This window comes from Arthrobacter sp. efr-133-TYG-120 (assembly GCF_030209785.1).
In the GTDB taxonomy this organism is placed as follows: domain Bacteria; phylum Actinomycetota; class Actinomycetes; order Actinomycetales; family Micrococcaceae; genus Arthrobacter.
Genome location: NZ_JARVRI010000036.1, coordinates 170047 through 190998 on the forward strand (window position 1 = coordinate 170047; position 20952 = coordinate 190998).

A 20952-nucleotide genomic window follows, 5' to 3' on the forward strand; every position below is an offset into this window, starting at 1 on the left:
GCTGGAAAACCGGATCCAGGGGCATGCGTCGCTGAAAGATCCAAATGTCAATTGTCGGTGCGAGTCAGTACGGTAGGTACATGAGTTTCACCGAGTTCCAGGCGCCGGCAAACCACCTTATTGACACTGTTCTTCCGGTGCGCCCTGCCATGGTTGACCGCGGATCTGCCGAACGCCTGAAACCGGGCATGCTTGACGAAGTGATCTCCTCGGGTTCGGCCAAGGCCATGGTGGTGTCGCAGCGCCAAGCGCTCGTACTGGGCGACAAGCTGTGGCTGGGCGACGCCGCGCCGCTCTTCGAATCCCTCCAGGCCGCCGGCGGACCGCTCACTGCCATTTATCTCGGCCGGACCCTTGCTGCTTCCGCCGTCCCGGAGCAAACCCCAATTGTCCTCTTTGTGCCTGCTGAGCCGGTTTCGCCTGGAGCCGCGGGCCTTCCGGCCGACGGCTCCTGGGCGGGATTCCGGGAGGTAGCCGCCCGCCTTGGTGCGCTGGACACAGCCTTGTTTGTCGAGGCCAGCGCGATTTCCAACTGGCATGCCACCCATACCCACTGCCCGCAGTGTGGAACTCCCACGGAAATCGAAGCCGGCGGCTGGGTCCGGCGGTGCCCGCGGGACAAATCGGAGCACTATCCGAGGACCGATCCGGCCATCATCGTCACAGTGGTCGGTTCCGACGGCAGGCTTCTCCTCGGTGGAGGTGGGCCGCTTGACGCCAAGAACTACTCCACACTGGCCGGCTTCGTTGAGCCAGGGGAATCGCTCGAACAGGCCGTGGTTCGCGAAATCGGGGAAGAGGTGGGTGTACGGGTCACCGCTTGCCAGTACCTTGGCTCGCAGTCGTGGCCGTTCCCGGCTTCGCTTATGCTCGGGTTCACCGCAACAACTGACGACGTCGAGGCCCGGCCCGACGGCGTCGAGGTCACCCGGGCGCGCTGGTTCAGCCGCGCGGAACTCCAGGCAGCCGTGCTCAGCGGCGAGATCACGATCTCCACGAGGCTTTCGATTGCGCGTTCCTTGATCGAGCACTGGTACGGCGGCGTCATCGAGGACCTCCAGCAGTGACAGACGGCATTTTCAGCGACACCGTTTCACTCGAGGACCGGATTCTCGGCGGCCTTGATGCCGAGCAACGGGAAGTCGCCAGCAACCTCAACGGGCCCATGTGCGTCCTCGCCGGAGCGGGGACGGGAAAAACCCGGGCGATTACGCACCGCATTGCCTATGGTGTGCACTCCGGTGTCTACAGCCCGCAGCGCCTCCTGGCCGTCACGTTCACCTCCCGGGCCGCCGCCGAGATGCGCAGCCGCCTGCGGGATCTAGGCATCGGAAACGTCCAAGCACGCACCTTTCACGCCGCAGCGCTCAGGCAACTGCAATTCTTCTGGCCGCAGGCGGTCGGCGGTGTCCTGCCGAACCTGCTGGACCACAAGGCGAACATGATCGCCGAAGCCGCGCGACGGCTTCGGCTGAGTACCGATCGTGCTTCCATCCGTGACCTCGCGGCGGAGATCGAGTGGGCCAAGGTTTCCATGCTGACGCCGGCCAACTACCTCGAGAACGCGCATGGCCGCGGCACTCCCGGGGGTTTCGACCTCACAGCCGTCGCCCGGGTTTTCCAGTCCTACGAGGACGTGAAGACGGACCGCAACGTGATCGATTTCGAGGACGTCCTGTTGATCACGGTGGGCATCCTCCAGGAAGACCCGAAAGTGGCAGCTACGGTCCGCGAGCAGTACCGGCACTTCGTGGTGGACGAGTACCAGGACGTTTCCCCGCTGCAACAGCGGCTGCTGGAACTGTGGCTTGGCGGCCGCGACGAACTCTGCGTCGTGGGCGACGCCAGCCAGACCATCTACTCCTTCACGGGAGCCTCTCCCAAGCATCTCCTGGGATTCAAGGGCCAGTACCCCTCGGCGACGGTCGTCAAACTCGTTCGTGACTACCGTTCCACGCCCCAAGTGGTGAAGTTGGCCAACGATCTCCTGGGGTCCCGCCGCAGTGGTGGAACGGTTGCCGACGCCGCTTGGGCCAAACCCCTTCAGTTGCTTGCCCAGCGTCCGGCCGGACCGGAGCCACGGTTCATGGAGTGCCCCGATGACGAGGCCGAGGCGGCGGTGGTCGCGGGCCGGATCCGGGAATTGATCGACGCCGGCACCAAGGCAAGCGAGATTGCCGTGCTGTTCCGCACCAACGGCCAATCGGAAGCGTACGAGCAAGCTCTTGCCTCGGCGGGCATCGGCTACCAGCTACGGGGCGGCGAGCGATTCTTCGCGCGCAAGGAGGTCCGGGACGCCATCCTGCAGTTGCGCGCCGCCACGCGTGCCGTAGCCGAGGATTCCGCGAAGGAGCCGCTCGGCCAACTGGTCCGCGACATCGTGGCTTCGCTCGGCTACACGGATGCCGCCCCGCACAGCGGCGGTGCCCTCCGCGAACGCTGGGAATCGCTCGCAGCGCTCGTGGCGCTTGCGGACGAACTCGCCGCCAGCCGCGGGCCGGAATTCACGTTGATGGAATTCGTCAACGAACTCCAGGAACGTTCGGTTGCGCAGCACGCACCAACGGTCCAGGGCGTGACGCTCGCATCGCTGCACGCCGCGAAGGGCCTGGAATGGGATGCCGTGTTCCTGGTGGGCTTGAGCGAGGGCCTTATGCCCATTTCCTTCGCGGACACTCCCGAGAGCGTGGACGAGGAACGCCGCCTGCTCTACGTCGGGATCACGCGGGCGCGCGAGCACCTGAACCTGTCCTGGTCCACGGCCCGCACGCCGGGTGGCCGTGCCAACCGCAAGCCCTCGCGCTTCCTCGACGGGCTTCGCCCGGATTCGGTGCTCGGAGCCAGCGCGCGCAGCCGCGCCACGCCACGGCGCAAGGCGGCGGCACCGGCGTCGTGCAGGGTCTGCGGCACGATGCTCGCCACCGGCGCCGAACGCAAAGTGGGTCGCTGCAGCCAGTGCCCGCCCACGTACGAAGACCAGACCTTTGAGGCTTTGCGTCAATGGCGGAAGGAAGAGGCCCTGAGCAACGAGGTTCCGGCCTATGTGGTCTTCACGGACGCGACGTTGACTGCCATCGCCGAGGCCCGGCCGGAGTCCCTTGAGGACCTGGCTAAACTCGCCGGTGTCGGGCCCTCCAAACTGGAAAAATACGGCGAAGCCGTGCTGGCAGTTCTCGTCGAGAACGGATCTGCCTAGTGCCGCGGACCGCGGGCCAGCCCGCTTTGCCGCTGACCACCGACGACGGGGCGCCCGTCGTCGTTCGTCGCTCAGCCCGCCGCCGCCGTACCGTGGCGGCATTCTGGGAGGACGGGAACGCCGTCGTCGCGATTCCCGCCCATTTCACGAAAGCGCAAGAGAGCGAATGGGTCCGGCGGATGCTGGACAAGCTCAAGCGCCAGGGGGAGCGGGGCGCCCACGGTGCCGGCAGGAGGAGACCCGCAAGCGACACAGCGCTTGCCGCCCATGCCGCGGAACTATCGTCAAAGTATCTGGGCGGACGGTCCATCCCGACGTCGGTCCGCTGGGTGAGCAACCAGAAGTCACGGTGGGGGTCGGCAACTCCGGCGGACGGGACCATCCGGCTTTCGGACAAGCTCCAGCCCATGCCGCAGTGGGTCATCGACTATGTGCTGCTCCACGAACTCGCGCATCTGCTGGTGGCCGGGCACAACGCCGCGTTTTGGCGTTTGCTGGAGGCGTACCCCGAAACACAGCGGGCAAAGGCCTTCCTGGAGGGCGTCGCCTTTGCGACGTCGCGGGGGCTTGGCCCGGATGAAGAAGGCGCCGGTGCCCCAGCCGCGGGCTGGGACGCCGACGCCGATTAGGCGATTCAGGAGCGGCTAGGCTTTGGGCCCTCCGGGCTCCGTGTCGTCAGGGGAATCTCCGTCTTCAGGCTTCGGAGCCTCCGGACTGTCCTCTGTGTTCTCCTCATCCTTCGGAGCGTCGTAGCCACCTTCGAGGAGCTTCTGCAGCGCGTCGTCCACTTCGGTGTCGCTGGCTTCAGCCAGGCGGCGCCGTTCGGTGAAGCCCGCCGGGTCGTCGAGGTCGTGTGCCGTGGGGAGCAAATCGGGGTGCTGCCAGATGGCATCGCGGCCGGCGATTCCACGTTCGTCCTTCAGCGCGGCCCACAACGCGGCGGCTTCGCGCAGGCGCCGCGGGCGCAGCTCGAGTCCCACCAGCGAGGAGAACGCGTGTTCGGCGGGTCCTCCCGTGGCGCGGCGCCTCCGCACAGTCTCGCGGAGTGCGACGGCGGATGGCAGCATATTCTCGGTGGCAGCAGCCGTGAGCTCGTCCACCCAGCCCTCAACCAGCGCCAGGGCAGTTTCGAGTTTCTCCAGGGCAGCCGATTGTTCGGGAGTGCGCTCGGGCGTGAACACACCTTGGGACAGGGCTTCTTGAATCCCCTCGGGGTTGCCGGGATCGAGGTCCCGGGCGAGGTCCTCGACGCGGGACAAGTCGATGTGGATGCCTCGGGCGTAGGCTTCGATGGCCCCGAGGAGATGTCCGCGCAGCCATGGAACCTGTACGAAGAGCCGGGCATGCGCGGCTTCGCGGACCGCAAGGAACAACCGCACGTCATTCTCCGGGACGCTCAGGCCTTCGCCGAACTTCGCCACATTGGCTGGCAGCAATGCCATCTCAAGATCAGCGAGCGGAACGCCGATGTCGGTAGAGCTGACCACTTCGGCGGACAGGGCCCCGATGGCCTGGCCCAGTTGCATGCCGAAGATGGCTCCGCCCATGTTCTGCAACATGGACGAGGTGCCGCCCATCATGGCCTTCATTTCTTCCGGCATCTGCTGGGTGAGGGCGTCCGACAGGGCATTGGCGATGCTGTTGGCCACCGGCTCAGTGAGCCGTTTCCACGTGGCGAGGGTGGCTTCCACCCATTCAGCGCGCGACCAGGCGCGGCCGATGAGGCCCGTTGCCTGAAGATCGGTGACGGGATCCAACCAAAGTTCCGCGAGGCGGAGCGCTTCGTCGACTTCGCGGGCCTGCAGGGCATTCACCGACGGATCCGTGCCGGCGGCGGCAACACGGCGGGCGTTCTCGTGGGCAAGCTGCCAATTGACGGGGCCCTCGGAAGTGGAGCTCATCATGGCCTGCACTTGGGCGAACATTTGCTGCAGCATATTCGGGTCGTTCGGCAGTCCTGCGGCTTTTGCCAATTCGGCGGGGTCGATGTTGCCCATGCCTTGCCCGCCCATCAGGTTCTTCAGCATTTCTGCCAAGGGATCCACGGGTGAATCGTCTCCATTGGAGGGGGTATTGGGGTTGGAGGTCATGGTGCCGCCGATCGTCGGTGTGACTGGTGATCACTTTCAAGGTACCGCGATGCCCGGGGGCTGTCTGCCTCAAGAACGCGTCGTTCGCTCTAGGCAAAGCACGACTGGCAGGCACAGCAAGTAGGGTGGATCGTTGGTATGTTTACCGGCCTCCGCGCTGAGGGGGTCGAAACGGTAGCGTCGGACACACGGTTCCCCGGCGCGGAGAGGTCCTTCATTGACTAGTTTGCCGAGCCCCGGAGCTGCCGGGGAACCCGGAAAGCCTCTCGGCCCCTCCAACTCCCAGGACGTCCCGACATCGGACGGCCATTCCCCGGAGCGGGACACCGCACCATCGCAGGAGCCGGTACAGGAAGCGCCCGACGCGCCCCCACCGGCACGGCGCCGCGACGGCCGGTACGTCGCGATGTTGGTCGCCGGGGCACTGACCATTGTGTTGGGAATCGCCGCGGCTGTCCTTCCTGTTCCCTACGTCGTGGAATCTCCCGGACCGACGTTCAACACCTTGGGCATGGACCACAACAAGCCTGTCATTAGCATCACCGGACACGCGTCGTATCCCGCCAAGGGAAATCTGGACCTGACTACCGTCTATATCAACGGGGGCCCCAACGGACCAGTCAACATCTTCGAGGCCTTCCAAGCCTGGTTGGACGGTTCCAAGGCCGTGTACCCCGAAGAACTTCTCTATCCCAAGGGCACCACCAAGCAGCAATCCGAACAGGAAAGCGCGCTTGCCATGACCACGTCCCAGGAGAACGCAATAGCTTCGGCCCTTCAGGAAGAGAACATCCCGTACGGGCAGAAGCTTGCGGTCGCAGGATTGTCCGATGGCTCGGCCTCGGCGGGCAAACTCCAGGCCGGGGACGTCTTCACGTCGATCAACGGCAAGGCCGTCACGTCCCTGAACGTCGTCCAAACCGCATTGGCCGACGGCGCGGGCGCGCCTGCCGCCGTCGTCGTCGATCGTAACGGCAAACCGGTGACGGTGAGCATTACTCCGGGCAAGGGCTCAAACGGCAAGTACATCCTGGGCGTACTGCTTCAGTACAAGTTCACGTTCCCGTTCGACGTCAAGATCTCCCTGGACCAGGTGGGCGGACCGAGCGCCGGCATGATGTTCGCGCTGGGCATCATCGACAGCATCACCCCCGGGGACCTCACAGGGGGCAAGCATGTGGCCGGCACCGGCACCATTTCGCCGGACGGCACCGTGGGACCCATTGGCGGAATCGCCCAGAAAATGCGCGGAGCCCGCAGCGGCGGCGCCACGCTTTTCCTCGCGCCTGCCGCCAATTGCGACGAGGTCGTGGGCCACGTTCCGGACGGGCTGCAGGTAGTCAAAGTGGACACCCTCGCGGACGCGAAATCCGCTGTGGAGCGACTCGCCTCGGGCCAGGATATGTCCCGCCTCCCGACATGCTCCAACAACTAGACTGATGATGGAACTTAGCTCCACCGCCACTCGTGGCACTAATGACGGCCTCCGCCATTACTACCCGGCACCGGGGCCGACGAACACACGCACTGATGACCGTTAACTGACGACCAGCGATGAGGTATCGAGTTTGTCCCGTCCAGCCAGCACCAGCCCGCCCGGAAGACCGCAGCGGAGACGGGGTGCACTCACTCCAACTTTGATCATCGTCGCCGTCGCCGTGGTGGGATTCATTTTCTTCGCCAATGTGTGGACAGACGTCCTCTGGTATCAGCAGTTGGGCTTCTTCGAGGTCTATTTCAAGGAGAACCTTGCCCGGATCCTGATCTTCCTGGCGGGATTCGTCCTGATGTTCGTGCCGGTCTTCTACGCCATCCGCGTTGCCTACCATGCACGGCCGGTCTACGCTCCGGATTCCGAGGTCAGGGACAACCTGAATCGGTACCAGGCCCAACTGGAGCCCGTGCGACGCGTGGTCATGATCGGCATCCCCGTGCTGTTCGGCCTCTTCGCTGGCAGCGCGGCCGCGAGCCAGTGGCAATCGGTGCTCTTGTTCTTCAACCTGGTACCTTTCGGCCAGGCGGATCCCCAGTTTGGCTTGGACATCAGCTTCTACCTCATGACTTTGCCGTTCCTTGGCTTTGTCACGGGTTTCCTCATGAGCGTTGTGGTGATTGCCGGAATCGCGGGAATCCTCACCCACTATCTCTATGGCAGCATCCGGCTCATGGAACGCGGCATCTTCACCAGCCGTGCCGCCCAAATCCACTTGGCCGTGACCGGGGCCGTTTTCCTGCTGCTTCTCGGAGCCAACTTCTGGCTTGACGTCTACAGCACCGTCCAGAACAACGGTGGCCACTGGGCAGGTGCCCTCTACACGGACGTCAACGCTGTGATTCCGACCAAGACCATCCTGGCCGTTGCCGCGGGTCTTGTGGCCGTCCTCTTTATTGTGGCCGCCGTGATTGGCCGTTGGCGCTTGCCCGTGATCGGCACGGCCATGCTGATCATCACATCCATCCTCGCCGGTGGTGTCTATCCCTGGGTCATCCAGCAGTTCCAAGTCCGCCCCTCGGAGCAGACGCTCGAAAACAAGTACATTGACCGCAACATAGCCATGACCCGGTCCGCCTACGGTTTGGACAAGATCAAGGTTTCTCCCTACAACGCCACCACGGACGCCAAGACCGGGGCGCTTGCCAAGGATGCCCAGACAGCCGCCAACATCCGGCTGTTGGACCCGAACCTGGTTTCCTCGGCGTTCTCCCAACTGGAGCAGTACCGTCCGTATTACCAGTTCCCCAAGGCCCTGAACGTCGACCGCTACACCGTGAACGGCAAGACCCAGGACACCGTAATCGCTGTCCGGGAGTTGAACCAGGACGGGCTGAACGCCAGCCAGCAGACCTGGGTCAACCGGCATATCGTCTACACCCACGGTTACGGCGTCGTGGCGGCCAAGGGCAATACCTTCACGGTTGATGGAAAGCCGGACTTCCTGCTGTCCGGAATTCCGTCCATGGGTACCCTTGGCAGCGATGCGAGCTACCAACCCCGCATCTACTTCGGTGAAGATTCGCCGGACTACTCGGTGGTCGGCGCCCCCGACGGTGCTCCGCACCGCGAACAGGACCGACCGGCCGGCAAGGACACGTCGACTGAAACTCAGTACACCTTTACCGGCAACGGTGGCCCCAACGTGGGCAACTGGTTCAACCGCCTCCTCTACTCGATCAAGTTCCAGTCCTCGGACCTGTTGCTGTCTGACGGCGTCAACGAGAAGTCCCAGATCCTTTACGACCGCACTCCGCGTGAGCGCGTGCAAAAGGTTGCGCCCTACCTGACGGTTGACGGAAGCGCCTATCCGGCAGTTGTCGACGGCCGGGTGAAGTGGATCGTGGACGGTTACACCACCAGCCAGTACTTCCCCTACTCCCAGCAGCAGCAACTGGGAAACGCTACGGCCGATTCGCAGACGACCTCCGGGCGCACGGCGGCCCTGCCGAACAGCGCGGTCAACTACATCAGGAACTCGGTCAAGGCCACGGTTGACGCCTATGACGGCTCGGTCACGCTGTACGCCTGGGATGACCAGGACCCGATCCTCAAAGCGTGGGAGAAGATTTTCCCGACCACGGTCAAGCCGTACTCTGAGATGTCGGGACAGCTGATGAGCCACGTCCGCTACCCGGAGGACCTGTTCAAGGTCCAGCGCGAGTTGCTTGGGCGCTACCACGTGACCAACGCGGACAGCTTCTACCAGAACAACGACGCGTGGAGCGTTCCGAACGACCCCACGGTCACGGATCCCGTCCGGCAGCCTCCGTTCTACATGTCCCTGCAGATGCCCGACCAGACCAAGCCGGCCTTCCAGCTGACGTCTTCCTTCATTCCACAGGTGGTCAACGGCGCCGCCCGGAACATCCTGTACGGCTTCCTCGCAGCCGATTCCGACGCCGGTAGCCAAAAGGGGGTGAAGGCAGACACCTACGGCCAGTTGCGATTACTCCAATTGCCAACGGATACCCAGGTTCCAGGCCCAGGACAGGCCCAGAACAAGTTCAACTCCGATCCTGAAGTGTCGCGGGAACTCAACCTGCTCAGGCAGGGAGCATCCGATGTGCTCAACGGCAACCTCTTGACATTGCCGGTGGGCGGAGGCCTGCTCTATGTCCAACCGGTGTATCTGAAGTCCACTGGTGAGACCTCCTATCCGACGCTTCAACGCGTGCTCGTGGCCTTTGGCGACAAGGTCGGCTTTGCCCCCACGCTTGACGGTGCGCTGAAGATCCTCTTCGGGGGCGATTCAGGGGCCTCGGCGGGAGACTCGGCCAATAACGGCCAGACCACAACTCCGCCGGGGACTACTACGCCACCTGCGACGGCGGATGCACAGGCCCAGCTGAAGGCTGCGCTGGATCAGGCCAACAAGGCCATCCAGGATGGCCAGGCCGCTCTGGCCAAGGGCGACTTCGCCGGATACGGTGCCCAGCAGAGCCTCCTGTCCGCGGCGATACAGAAAGCGCTCGACGCCGAGTCCCGGCTTGGTGCCACCCCGGCTCCGTCGGCAAGTGCCAGCCCCTCGGCTAGCCCGTCGGCCTCGCCAACGGGGTCGCCCTCGCCAAGCAAATAGCTAAGTCCAGCTGGGCGATTCCGGCTTAGCTGGGGGCTTCGCAAGACCGGGCCGGCCCACCCAGGGCTGGCCCGGTCTTCCTTTTGATATGGAGGCCCGTGCATGGTGGCCGCCCGGCGGGGGAGACGGAGGTCACGTCGTTTCGATTTGGCCTGACATTCACCTGCAGGTAAAGTAGTTCTTGCGACGCGGGGTGGAGCAGTTCGGTAGCTCGCTGGGCTCATAACCCAGAGGTCACAGGTTCAAATCCTGTCCCCGCAACTGGATAAAAGATCCGGCACAGTGGAAACACTGTGCCGGATTTTTTTGTTTTCCGTCGATTCGCGGGTGGGGGAGTGCGGGATCGGTGGGGCATGTGCCGGGTAAGGCTGTGCCAGCTCCGTCCTGACCTTCTTTGCGCCGCCTCGACGCCGATATGACGCGACTTGCCGTGTCGCAAGCGCTTTCCCAAAGCAAAGAAGGTCAGGACGGCGCCAAGTCCACGGGAGGATAACCACCCTCAAGGGCTGTTGCTCCTGCCCGAAGATCCTCCAGATCCCATCGTGCTGCAGCGCACATCTGAATGGTCAGGGGCGCCCTCGAATGTGCGGTAGAGTTAATTCTGCGACGCGGGGTGGAGCAGTTCGGTAGCTCGCTGGGCTCATAACCCAGAGGTCACAGGTTCAAATCCTGTCCCCGCAACCAAATAAACGAAAGAGTCCGCCCGTCTGGGCGGACTCTTTCGTTTAACCCCATTTCGCCGCCCTCCCGACCCTGATGTGGGCGCGCAGTGGAGACATCCGCTCCTAATTTCCCCAAGGAGGTCTTGGACGCGGTCTTAGACGGCCATGCGGGCCGATCCGGGTGAAACGTTTTTTCACACGCAGAAGCGCCGAGATCCACACTGAGATTGCCGGAAAACACACTGATTTTTGGCAAATCTGTACGGATCTTAACCACTTCGACCCCCGAGAGGCAGAATGTCGGAGTAGTTTCTTGGGCGGGGACAAAGCTTCATCACTGGAATACAGGCGGCGCTCCGCGTTGGCCGGCTCGAGGAGGGACCCCAATGAAAACGGTGTCGAAAATAGTTGGCGCAGCGCTGGACGGCGTGGCCGGCGGATTGGCCCTGGCGTTCATTCTGTGCGTGGCAGTGAGCGTGATCGCCATTTCGACGGGTTCCCGGGCGACCCTGCCGGGACTTTTCACCGCGACTCGGGGAGCCGAAAACGGGGCGCTGGCCTTGGAATTCCAGCCGAACTTCGCCGGAATGGTCGTGGTCATAGCGTTGTCGGTACTTGTCAGCGTGGTGATGGCCGTGCGACGCAGCACCGCTGAATCTCCCGATCCTCGTTGACAGTCAGCTCCCGGAGGAAGACACTTGGGCCGAATGGCCCGTTCATCCTGACGGAATGGGCCGCCCTGAGGAGGCCCGAGATGATCAGTGCGACGATGATAGTGGCGACGATTCCGGTCACCGATCTGGAGCGGGCGAAAGAATTCTATGGCGGCATCCTGGGGTTGACCTTCCTCTGGGAGACTCCGGTCGGCGTGCGGTACCGTTGCGGATCCGTCAGCGAGATCTCAGTCTTCAAGCGTCCGCCTACCGCTACAGAGCACACCCTTGCCCACTTCGAAGTGGACGACATTGAGGCCGTGGTCGGCGACTTGGCCGCCAAGGGCGTGGAGTTCCTCGACTACACAGAGGGTCCCCTTGCCACAACAGGGCACATCGCTCAGCTCGGCCCCGCCCGTGGCGCATGGTTCCGTGATCCCGACGGGAACACCCTCGGCATTCGCCAGGGCTAGATCGATCGCTTCGAAAGAAGGCCTGCAACCTGCCGCCGGCCCGAATCCCCACGCCGGCCCGGAAAGCCGCATGCCCGGCAGAATCAATAGGAGTTCCAAGTATTCCTTCCTTCGCTCCATGGTAAATACTAGGAGTTCCTAGTATTCTCGATTCCAAGCGTCAGCCATTTGCATCGAGGGAGCTGTTGAATGAAGATCGTCGTGCTCGTCAAACAAGTGCCGGATACGGCCGAGGAACGGAAGCTCGACCTGGCAACGGGCCGGCTCGACCGTGAGGCTGCCGACTCCGTGGTCGATGAAATCAACGAGCGCGCCCTCGAAGCCGCGCTGCGCATCAAGGATGCCAACAAAGGCACCGAGGTTGTGGCAATGACCATGGGTCCTGACGACGCCACGCAGACCTTGCGCAAGGCCCTCTCCATGGGAGCCGATTCAGGGGTTCACATTGTGGATGATTCCCTGGCCGGCGCCGACACCGGTCGAACGGCCGCAACGCTGGCGACTGCACTGAGGTCTACCGGGTTCGACGTGGTGATGGCCGGCAACGAATCGACGGATGGCCGCGCCGGCGTCGTGCCCGCCATGATTGCCGAACATCTCCAACTGCCACTGTTGGGTTCATTGATCTCCGCGGAAATCGCCGACGACGGCGTGAGCGGCGTTCGCCAGGGTGAGGGTGGAACCCTCAATGTCCGTGCCGGACTGCCCGCCATCATCACTGTGACCGAGCGTTTCCCGGAGGCCCGGTTTCCCAACTTCAAGGGCATCCTGACGGCCAAGCGCAAACCCGTCACCACGTTGTCCGCCGCCGAGCTTGGCGTCCCGACGGGCGCCAGCCACACCGTAGTGGTCTCCACCGTTGAGCGGCCGCCGCGCGCGGCCGGACGAAAACTCATAGATGACGGGACCGCGGCCGACGAGCTGGCCGTGTTCCTCGTTGCGAACCGCCTGGTCTGACGGAGGAAAAGAAATGTCGAACGTCTTGGTGCTCATTGAAATTTCCCACCGCGGCGGGATTGCCGCTTCGGCCCGCGGGCTGCTGGCTGCCGCAGCCACGCTGGGCTCACCGGTCGCCGTCGTCGTGTCCTCGGCACCGCTGGCGGACGACGACGTCGCGCGCCTCGGTGAGCTGGGCGCGGTTCGGATCTACTCGGCTCTGACAGCTGCCGCCGGCACCGTTTTGGTGTCACCCGCCGTGGATGCCCTGAGTGGTGCCGTCCACGCCTACGGGCCGACTGCCGTCCTCACGGCGAATTCGGTGGACGGCCGCGAAGCTGCCGCCCGGCTTGCCGTGCGGGCAAGCGGGAGCGTGCTCGCCGACGTCGTGCAGGTGCGCAGCGACAACGGAACCGTTGTTGCCCAGCATTCGGTGTTTGGCGGGGCCTATACCGTCGAGTCCGTGGTGGAAGGCGGGCTGCCCATCCTCACCATCCGGCAGGGGGCGATCGAAGGCCAGGCTCCGGCACGCAAGGCAGACGTGGACATGGTGTCGCTGGAAGCCAGGGCAGAGGGTGCAGCAGTCATTGACCAGTTCAACGACGATGCCGCCGTCTCGGGCCGGCCCGAGCTTCGGACCGCAGCGACGGTGGTTTCCGGCGGACGGGGGTTGGGCTCGTCCGAGAACTTTGTGCTGGTTGAACAGCTCGCCGACACCCTGGGCGCGGCGATCGGTGCGTCTCGCGCCGCCGTCGACGCCGGGTATATTGCGCAGACGGCCCAGGTAGGCCAGACCGGCGTGAGCGTGTCCCCGCAGCTGTACATCGCATTGGGAATATCCGGAGCCATCCAGCACCGCGCAGGCATGCAGACTGCCAAGACCATTGTGGCCATCAACAAAGACGAGGACGCGCCCATTTTCGAGGTGGCCGACTTCGGAATCGTGGGCGATATCTTCACAGTGGTTCCGAAACTCATCGAGGCCGTGAAAGCCCGTTCCAACTGACGGCGTAACAGGCTTTGGCCGCTTCGGTCCAAAGCCTGTTAGCTTGATGCGTCCCTGATTGCAAAGTTCTTCCGAGAGGTGTCTGAGAAGATGTCCACCCCCGCCAAAAAGTCGACAGCAGCCAAGAGTAAATGGTCCCAACCGCTCTGGGTGGTTCCAGGCGTGCTGGTCGTACTTTTGCTCATCGTCTTGTTTGCCAAATGGTTGACGGGCCTGTCGGGTGTGCAGTCGTTCTTGCACGACTTTCCAGGCGCATCCAGCCTCCCGGCGAACGCCCCTGTAGGTTTCCCGGCATGGCTCGGATGGCAGCACTTCCTGAACGTCTTCTTCATGGTGCTCATCGTCCGATCCGGTTGGCAGGTCCGCACGGCCAAGAGGCCGCCGGCCCAATGGACCCGCAACAACAAGGGATTCATCCGGACCAAGAATGCACCAACCAAGATCAGCCTGGACCTGTGGTTCCACCTGACCCTCGATGCCCTGTGGGTGTTGAACGGCATCGTCTTCATCATCGTGATCTTTGCCACCGGGCAATGGATGAGGATCGTCCCCACCAGCTGGGATGTCTTCCCGAACGCCATTTCCGCCGCCCTCCAGTACGCATCGTTGAACTGGCCCACTGAGGACGGTTGGGTGAACTACAACGCCCTGCAGTTGCTGACGTACTTCGTCACGGTCTTCATCGCCGCCCCTCTCGCCATCATCACCGGTTTGCGCACCTCCTCTGCCTGGCCCAAGAAGGCCGGCACGGTGAACAAGGTCTATCCCATCGAACTCGCCCGGGCGGTGCATTTCCCTGTGATGGTGTACTTCGTGCTCTTCACGATCGTGCACGTCACCCTGGTCCTCGCTACCGGGGCGCTGCGCAACCTGAACCACATGTATGGCGGCAGCGACGATATCAACTGGGTTGGTTTCGGCATTTTCGCCGTGTCCCTCCTGGTGATTGTGGGCGCGTGGTTCCTCGCGAGGCCGCTGTTCCTTCGCCCTGTCGCTTCCCTGATGGGCAAAGTCAGCAAGTAAACCCCAGCGGATAGCTAGAAAAAGGCCAGTAAAACCGGACAACCCGGAGAACTGGGAAGAACTGCAAAGGAGTGCCAATGTTTGAGCTCACGGAGGACCAGCAAGCGGTGGTGGAGATGGTGCGCGATTTCGCCACGACGGCCATTGCGCCGCATGCCGCAGAATGGGACGAGACCAAGCATTTCCCTGTGGATGTCCTGCGTGAAGCGGGCACCCTCGGCATGGGAGGCATCTACGTCCGGGAAGAATTCGGCGGCTCGGGCCTTTCCCGCACGGATGCGGCGCTGATCTTCGAGGAGCTGTCCAAGGCAGACCCCACCATCGCGGCCTACATCTCGATCCACAACATGGTGGTGTGGATGATCGACGCTTTCGGCAACGACGAGCAGCGGGCACAATGGGTGCCGCAGCTTGCGTCCATGGAAGCGCTGGGCAGCTATTGCCTTACGGAGCCGGGAGCCGGCTCGGATGCCGCCGCGCTGAGCACCAAGGCAGTGCTCGACGGCGACAGTTACGTTCTTAACGGCACCAAGCAGTTCATTTCGGGTGCCGGAGTTTCCAGCGTCTATGTGGTCATGGCGCGGACCGCGGACACGGGCAGTCAGGGCATCACCGCAATCGTTGTGCCCGCGGACGCGCCTGGGCTGTCCTTCGGCCCGAATGAAAAGAAGATGGGATGGAATGCCCAACCCACCCGGCAGGTCATCTTCGAGGACGTACGCGTCCCCGTGGCGAACCGGCTTGGCGAAGAAGGCAGCGGATTCGGCATCGCGATGAAGGGCCTCAACGGGGGCCGGGTCAACATGGGCGCTTGTTCGCTGGGAGGTGGCCAGGCGGCACTGGAGAAGTCCATCGCCTATCTCAAGTCACGCTCGGCTTTTGGCGGCCCGCTCATCAACCAGCAGTCCCTGCTGTTTGATATTGCCGACATGGATACGGAACTGGAAACTGCCAGGACCCTGATCCTCCGGGCCGCGGACGCTTTGGACCGTGGCGCCCCGGACACCGTGAGGTTGTGCGCCATGGCGAAGCGCGTCGCCACGGACGCCGGTTTCAACGTGGCGAACAAAGCCATCCAGCTGCACGGCGGCTACGGCTACTTGTCGGAATACGGCCTCGAGAAGATTGCCAGGGACCTGCGCGTCCACCAGATCCTGGAAGGCAGCAACGAAATCATGAGGCTCATCGTTGGACGGCTCGCCGTAGGGGCATAAAGCACTCAGAAAGCGTATGGCCGGGCCTCATTGGAGGCCCGGCCATACGCTTGGCTGAACTAGAGCTTGTCGAAGTCGGCTTCGTCCACGGTATCGTCTGCCGGAGCGGTGGCGCCGGCGCCGATAGCGGCCTTCGAACCGCCCGACTTCAGGGCCGCCAGGCGGGCCTCGATCTCAGTCTGCTCTCCAAGGTCCTCAAGCTGGTTGAACTGGGCGTCCAGGCTGGAGGCTGCCAGTTCCTGCTGGCCGAGGACCTTCGCCTCTTCGCGGCGGATCTTCTCTTCGAAGCGGCCTACCTCGCTGGTGGGGTCCATGATGTCGATGCTCTTGAGGGCGTCGTGCACCTGGGTTTGGGCAGCAACCGTCTTGGAGCGGGCAACCAGCTCATTGCGCTTGCTGGTGAGTTCGTTGAGCTTGCCCTTCATCTGGTCGAGGCCGCTCTTGAGCTTGTCCACGACCTCCGACTGGGACGCGATGTTCGGCTCGGCGGCCTTGGCCTCGTTTTCGGCCGACATCTGGCGCTGGATGGCCACCTTGGCAAGGTTGTCGAACTTGACGGCGTCGGCCGCGTTGCCGGACGCACGGTACTCGTCCGCCTTGCGGGAGGCTGCGAGGGCCTTGTTGCCCCAGTCCTGGGCGTTTTTGATGTCCTCGTTGTAGTCGGCCTGCAGCATGCGGAGGTTCCCGATGGTCTGCGCGACGGCGGACTCGGCTTCGGCGATGTTGTTCGAGTAGTCGCGGACCATCTGGTCCAGCATCTTCTGCGGGTCCTCAGCCTGGTCGAGCAAGGCATTGATGTTCGCCTTGGCGAGCTGCGCGATCCGCCCGAAAATGGACTGCTTAACCATGGTGTTGCCTTTCGTCCTGCTCAGTGGTGCCCACTGAATCCAGTGATCAGTTTTTTGTACCGCTCTACGTGGGGAACAGGCCCCCACCTAGTCTTTGGGAGTTAGAAACTACCGGAGTCGCCGCCGCCGAAGTCGCCTCCACCTCCACCTCCACCGTCGCCGCCGAAGAAGCCTCCGCCCCCACCGCCGTCGCCACCGAAGAAGCCTCCGCCTCCGCCGTCGTTGTTTCCACCGCCCCAGCCGCCCCCTCCGCCGTGGAGGATGGAGTTGATGAGGATGCCGCCGAGGATCGCTCCGCCGAGGCCGCCACCACTGCCTCCACCACCGAACATGCCGCCGCGGCCGTAGCCTTGGTTGGCGAAGCCGCCGAACTGATCGACGTCGGACTGGGCCAGTTGCGCGGCTTGTGCAGCGAGCGACTGGGCCTGCTGGGCGTACGTCAGTGCGGTGACGGGGTCATTGCGGGAAATGGACAGGGCGTAGTCGAGATTCCGTTGGGCTTCGGCCAAACGAGTACGGGCCTCGGGGCCAACGCCGCCGCGTCGCGCCGCGATGTAGTCCGAGGTAGCGCTGATCTGGGACTGGGCAGCCATGATGGTCTGCTGGAGCGCGGCTTGCGCGCGCCTTGCCTGTTCCTGCTGGTCACGGATTCCCGAGAGGGACTGGTCCAAGGCTTGGTGTGCCTTCTCCACCCGGTCCAGGGTGGCAATGGGATCGATCTTTCCGCCCTGGATTTCGGCCTTGACCTGCGCCAGTGCGGCTTCGACGCCCGCCACCGGACCGGCCAGCTCCGGGTGTTCGCCGGACTGGATCATCGCTTTGGCCTGGGCCAGGTCCTGGCTGGTCTCCACCACGGCGCCCTCCAGCGAATTCCGGGCTTCGTCGAGGTTGCCCGCCACCTTGGAGATCGCGTCGATCAGGACGTTGGTCTGGTGCAGGCCCTCTTCCGCGGCGCGGACGGCCACAGCGGCGAGGCTGCTCTCACCTGCGGCGAGCTTTTCCTGCGCCGTCGTTGTTGCGTTGTGAACGAAGGCAAGCCGGTCCTTGGCCTGGGTGATGTTGTCGCTCACGTGGCCAAGTGCGCTGTCTGCGTACTTCTCGCGCAGTCCGTTGAGCGATTGCTCCGCGCTGCTGATCTTTGCCTCGGCTTCGTTCGCCCCGGCGGCAACAGTGGCCAAAGCCTGCGGCGCGTTCTTCTCCAGCTCGCGCAGGGAGTCGAAATCGGCCTTCTGCTCCCGCAGCGACTCGAGGGCCGCGTCCGAGCGCCGGATGATTTCGCCAAGCCAACTGCGCTGCTGCTCTTCGGTGTCCGGGATGTGGTCATCGAGCTGTTGCTGGAGCTTGAAGGACTCGGTCATATGGTTCTTTGCTTCCAGCAAGGCCTTGGTGAAGTTCCCGACGGCGGCATCGCCGTATTGCGCTTGGGCGAAGCCGAGTTCCTGCTCGCTGGATTTGATGGTGTCGTCCGCTTCGATAAGCAGGGACCCGGCTTTGCGCCGCAAGTCCGGGATGCTCAAGGAGGCGAGGGGATCGAGCTGTTCGCCCTGCGGGCCGTAGCTCGTTCCGGATGCCTGGCCCTTCTTGCGGCGGTTACGGAAGTACAAGTACGTGCCCACACCGCCGGCCGCGACAACGCCGGCACCGATCAAAACGACTGCACCCGAGTTGCCGCTAGGAACCGTGCCGCTGCCCCCGCTGGCGGCGTCGCCGACGGCGGCCGCGGTGTCGATGGCCGCCTGGGCAAAGTCACGCTTGCCTGCGCCCAGGTTGGCCGCGATGGCATTGGACGAAATGGTTGACCTCTTGGAATAGATCGCGCTTGCAGAGTTGGGTGCGAAATAATACTGACCGGCCGTGGAGATGGCCAGAATGACGTCAGCCTTGCCCATACTCTTCTTGGTGGCCACTGCCGTGGCCCAGGCCTCGGGCGATGAGGGGTTCTCGAAGGAATTCACCGTGACCACGTACAAGTTGTATTTGTGGTCCTTCAGGAGCTTCTGGATGGCATCCTGGACCTCGCCCTTGCGGTTGCCCAGGACATTCGCGTTGTCCACGATGTTCTGGCCGGAGGGGATGGTCACCGGACCCTCGGCCCAGGCTGCGGTGGCCGGGAGGACCAGCAATCCGGCCAGGCCGATGACGGCGAGTACACGTTTCAACATTGACCGCATGTGCAACCCTTCAGCACGTCTGCGACTGGTCCGGGCCGGAGCAATCGAAACAGAATGCATCAGCGCCCCCACGCATGGTTGTCAAGCGGCAGGTCGCTGTGGCAATTCCACTTGATACTATGGTGCACCTTTTGGAGCGTCCACAGCGGTAAATATGCCGCCAGCGAAACGGGGAGAAATCGTACCTTCTCCAACGTTGAGGGGCTTGTCGGCGGCATTCGACGGCATAGGGCCAATCCGATGACGGCGTTCAGCAAGCTCCCAGCGAACGTCGACTCTTGATCCAGCAAGAGCGACGATAGTTAAGGGGACGAGGAAGAAAGGAAGTCCCATGACGGAGAACCCAGCACAGGGCGCCGAGCCTGAGAACAATGGCCCCGAGAACCATGGTCCTGAGAGCACCGGCAAGGCGGAAGCGGACAAGCAAGCCAATTCCCAGCCTACGACCCCGCTGCCGGCATACCAGCCGGGTCAGGATTTCACTGCGAAGCCCGATTACCCGGCGCAGCCCGATTACACAGCGCAGCGGGAGCACACAGCACAGACCCCGGTAGCCCCGGCACCATGGGCCCAAGGCCCGGCCGAAAACGCCACCGAGCAGATCCACGCTCAGCACAGCGCTCCCCAGAACGGAGCGCCCCAACACGGAGCCTCCCAGCACAGCGCGGGACAGCCGCACGCCTACCCGCAGCACCAGCCTTTCTATGGCGGACCGAACCCTGCGCAGCACTATCCCACTCAGCAGTTCCCTGCCCACCCGGGAGGTCCGGTGGCTAGTCCGAAGCGCAAGCCGGTCTTCGGCGTCGGGACCTTGGTGGCCTGCATCCTGGCAGCCGGTCTCGTGGGTGGAGGCGTGGTGGCCGCCAGCGATCAATTGTTGAACAGCCGGACCCCGGTGGCGGCCGGCAGCGGCCAGGCGGGAACCGTGATTGTCAACAACACGGACAACGTCAACGCCATCACAGCAGCCGCGGCCAAGGCTACTCCGAGCGTCGTGACCATCATGGCTTCAAGCGGGAGCCAGGGCGGCACCGGCTCGGGCATCATCCTCGATGACCAAGGCCACATCCTGACGAACACCCACGTGGTGACCCTTGACGGTGCCAGCGCGAACGCCGCCATTGAAGTGCGGCTGAGCGACGGACGCGTGCTGAAGGCGACGGTAGTGGGTACGGACCCGCTGTCGGATCTCGCCATCATCAAGGTGGACAACGCTTCCGGCCTCGTGCCGGCCACCCTGGGTGATTCCAGCAAGATCAACGTCGGGGACAACGCCATCGCCATCGGTGCTCCGCTCGGCTTGCCCGGCACGGTCACCGACGGCATCGTGTCCACGCTCAACCGCACCATCAGCGTGGCGTCCTCGGCTGTTCCCAACGGCGGCTCGGACAATTCGCAAAACGGCGGCCAGGGCGGATTCCAATTCGCCCCTCCAGGCGGTGGCCAGAGCCAGAGCAGTGCGGGCCAAGGCACCGTTTCGCTCAACGTGATCCAGACCGACGCGCCGATCAACCCGGGTAACTCCGGTGGAGCGCTCGTCAACACCAAGGGCGAGATCATCGGCGTCAACGTGGCAATCGCTTCTGCCGGCAGCAGCAGTTCTTCGTCTTCGTCCAGCGGCAACATTGGTGTTGGCTTCAGCATCCCGATCAACAACGCGAAGCGTATTGCGCAGGAACTCATCAAGAACGGCAAAGCAACCCACGGGCAGTTCGGCGTCAGCGTTCAGCCTAAGTCGGCAACAGGCAGCAGCTCCGGGTTCTCGATCGGCGCGCAGGTCGCGGCCGTGACCAAGGGCTCCGCAGCTGAGAAGGCCGGGCTCAAGGTGGGCGACGTCGTGACCAAGTTCGCCGGTATAGACATCACCGACCCGGAGCAGCTCACTGCGGCTGTCCGGGAGCAGCCGGCAGGCGCAACAGTCAAGGTGACCGTCCAGCGTAGCGGCCAGTCGCAGGAGCTCGACGTGACCTTGGACGCTGCTCCGTAACAGCTACGCCGTAGCAGCGGATTCCAGCACGCGAACCGACTAGCACGTCGACGACGGCGGGCGGCACCACCGGTGCGGCCCGCCGTCGTCGTGTGCTCTTGCCGCCGTGGCGGTGGCGATCC

15 protein-coding genes and 2 tRNA genes are annotated in these 20952 nt (G+C 63.7%); 14 read left to right on the forward strand and 3 right to left on the reverse strand.

Annotated elements, in window-relative coordinates; genetic code table 11:
- The first annotated feature begins 80 nt into the window (after nt 1-80).
- Genes nudC through QRN51_RS19555 form a run of 3 tightly spaced genes read left to right on the forward strand, consistent with a single transcriptional unit; the run spans nt 81 to nt 3825 of the window.
- Nucleotides 81-1067, forward strand: coding sequence for an NAD(+) diphosphatase (nudC, locus tag QRN51_RS19545; protein ID WP_284991509.1), 987 nt, complete (start codon nt 81-83; stop codon nt 1065-1067).
- Nucleotides 1064-3196, forward strand: a complete 2133-nt coding sequence (locus QRN51_RS19550; RefSeq protein ID WP_284991510.1) for an ATP-dependent DNA helicase UvrD2 — start codon at nt 1064-1066, stop codon at nt 3194-3196. The genes nudC and QRN51_RS19550 overlap by 4 nt, the downstream gene beginning before the upstream one ends.
- Complete coding sequence (locus tag QRN51_RS19555) at nt 3196-3825, forward strand: M48 metallopeptidase family protein (protein WP_284991511.1); 630 nt, start codon at nt 3196-3198, stop codon at nt 3823-3825. The genes QRN51_RS19550 and QRN51_RS19555 overlap by 1 nt, the downstream gene beginning before the upstream one ends.
- 15 nt (nt 3826-3840) lie before the next feature.
- On the opposite strand, the gene QRN51_RS19560 is transcribed toward QRN51_RS19555, so the two are convergent.
- Entirely contained in the window at nt 3841-5286 is a 1446-nt protein-coding gene (locus QRN51_RS19560) for a zinc-dependent metalloprotease (RefSeq protein ID WP_284991512.1), read from the reverse strand.
- Nucleotides 5287-5512: 226 nt separating this feature from the next.
- Between QRN51_RS19560 and QRN51_RS19565 the strand changes: the two genes are divergently transcribed.
- From QRN51_RS19565 to QRN51_RS19610, 10 genes are all read left to right on the forward strand, one after another.
- Nucleotides 5513-6721, forward strand: a complete 1209-nt coding sequence (locus tag QRN51_RS19565; RefSeq protein WP_502870886.1) for a YlbL family protein — start codon at nt 5513-5515, stop codon at nt 6719-6721.
- A gap of 133 nt (nt 6722-6854) precedes the next feature.
- Nucleotides 6855-9857, forward strand: a complete 3003-nt coding sequence (locus tag QRN51_RS19570; protein WP_284991514.1) for a UPF0182 family membrane protein — start codon at nt 6855-6857, stop codon at nt 9855-9857.
- A 187-nt stretch (nt 9858-10044) separates the two neighbouring features.
- Nucleotides 10045-10118 (forward strand) — tRNA-Met (locus QRN51_RS19575).
- 346 nt (nt 10119-10464) lie between these two features.
- Nucleotides 10465-10541, forward strand: a tRNA-Met gene (locus tag QRN51_RS19580).
- Nucleotides 10542-10905: 364 nt separating this feature from the next.
- Nucleotides 10906-11193: a hypothetical protein gene (locus QRN51_RS19585; RefSeq protein ID WP_059387515.1), complete on the forward strand. Its 288-nt coding sequence runs from the start codon at nt 10906-10908 to the stop codon at nt 11191-11193.
- 80 nt (nt 11194-11273) lie between these two features.
- Nucleotides 11274-11645 (forward strand): VOC family protein, encoded by a 372-nt coding sequence (locus QRN51_RS19590; RefSeq protein WP_284991516.1) that lies wholly within the window; start codon nt 11274-11276, stop codon nt 11643-11645.
- Nucleotides 11646-11834: 189 nt separating this feature from the next.
- Nucleotides 11835-12602 carry an electron transfer flavoprotein subunit beta/FixA family protein gene (locus QRN51_RS19595; protein WP_284991518.1) on the forward strand — a complete coding sequence of 256 codons (768 nt, stop codon included), beginning with the start codon at nt 11835-11837 and terminating at the stop codon, nt 12600-12602.
- Nucleotides 12603-12615: 13 nt separating this feature from the next.
- Entirely contained in the window at nt 12616-13587 is a 972-nt protein-coding gene (locus QRN51_RS19600; protein ID WP_284991520.1) for an electron transfer flavoprotein subunit alpha/FixB family protein, read from the forward strand.
- 90 nt (nt 13588-13677) lie between these two features.
- A complete protein-coding gene (locus QRN51_RS19605; RefSeq protein WP_284991522.1) occupies nt 13678-14610 on the forward strand; it encodes a cytochrome b/b6 domain-containing protein in 933 nt (310 codons plus the stop codon).
- A gap of 77 nt (nt 14611-14687) precedes the next feature.
- Complete coding sequence (locus tag QRN51_RS19610) at nt 14688-15824, forward strand: acyl-CoA dehydrogenase family protein (protein WP_284983762.1); 1137 nt, start codon at nt 14688-14690, stop codon at nt 15822-15824.
- 59 nt (nt 15825-15883) lie between these two features.
- On the opposite strand, the gene QRN51_RS19615 is transcribed toward QRN51_RS19610, so the two are convergent.
- Entirely contained in the window at nt 15884-16672 is a 789-nt protein-coding gene (locus tag QRN51_RS19615; RefSeq protein ID WP_284991524.1) for a PspA/IM30 family protein, read from the reverse strand.
- Nucleotides 16673-16773: 101 nt separating this feature from the next.
- Nucleotides 16774-18843, reverse strand: coding sequence for a TPM domain-containing protein (locus tag QRN51_RS19620; protein ID WP_284991526.1), 2070 nt, complete (start codon nt 18841-18843; stop codon nt 16774-16776).
- 331 nt (nt 18844-19174) lie between these two features.
- Here QRN51_RS19620 and QRN51_RS19625 point away from each other — a divergent pair, with 331 nt between their 5' ends.
- The gene (locus QRN51_RS19625) at nt 19175-20830 is read left to right on the forward strand and encodes a S1C family serine protease (protein WP_284991528.1); all 1656 of its coding nucleotides are present in this window, start codon (nt 19175-19177) and stop codon (nt 20828-20830) included.
- Nucleotides 20831-20952: the final 122 nt, after the last annotated feature.

What these genes read in the sequence shown, in the direction of transcription:
- nudC (WP_284991509.1), top strand. Translation starts at nt 81, where the DNA reads ATGAGTTTCACCGAGTTCCAGGCGCCGGCAAACCACCTTATTGACACT.
- QRN51_RS19560 (WP_284991512.1), bottom strand. Translation starts at nt 5,286, where the DNA reads ATGACCTCCAACCCCAATACCCCCTCCAATGGAGACGATTCACCCGTG.
- QRN51_RS19585 (WP_059387515.1), top strand. Translation starts at nt 10,906, where the DNA reads ATGAAAACGGTGTCGAAAATAGTTGGCGCAGCGCTGGACGGCGTGGCC.
- QRN51_RS19590 (WP_284991516.1), top strand. Translation starts at nt 11,274, where the DNA reads ATGATCAGTGCGACGATGATAGTGGCGACGATTCCGGTCACCGATCTG.
- QRN51_RS19595 (WP_284991518.1), top strand. Translation starts at nt 11,835, where the DNA reads ATGAAGATCGTCGTGCTCGTCAAACAAGTGCCGGATACGGCCGAGGAA.
- QRN51_RS19600 (WP_284991520.1), top strand. Translation starts at nt 12,616, where the DNA reads ATGTCGAACGTCTTGGTGCTCATTGAAATTTCCCACCGCGGCGGGATT.
- QRN51_RS19605 (WP_284991522.1), top strand. Translation starts at nt 13,678, where the DNA reads ATGTCCACCCCCGCCAAAAAGTCGACAGCAGCCAAGAGTAAATGGTCC.
- QRN51_RS19610 (WP_284983762.1), top strand. Translation starts at nt 14,688, where the DNA reads ATGTTTGAGCTCACGGAGGACCAGCAAGCGGTGGTGGAGATGGTGCGC.
- QRN51_RS19615 (WP_284991524.1), bottom strand. Translation starts at nt 16,672, where the DNA reads ATGGTTAAGCAGTCCATTTTCGGGCGGATCGCGCAGCTCGCCAAGGCG.
- QRN51_RS19620 (WP_284991526.1), bottom strand. Translation starts at nt 18,843, where the DNA reads ATGCGGTCAATGTTGAAACGTGTACTCGCCGTCATCGGCCTGGCCGGA.
- QRN51_RS19625 (WP_284991528.1), top strand. Translation starts at nt 19,175, where the DNA reads ATGACGGAGAACCCAGCACAGGGCGCCGAGCCTGAGAACAATGGCCCC.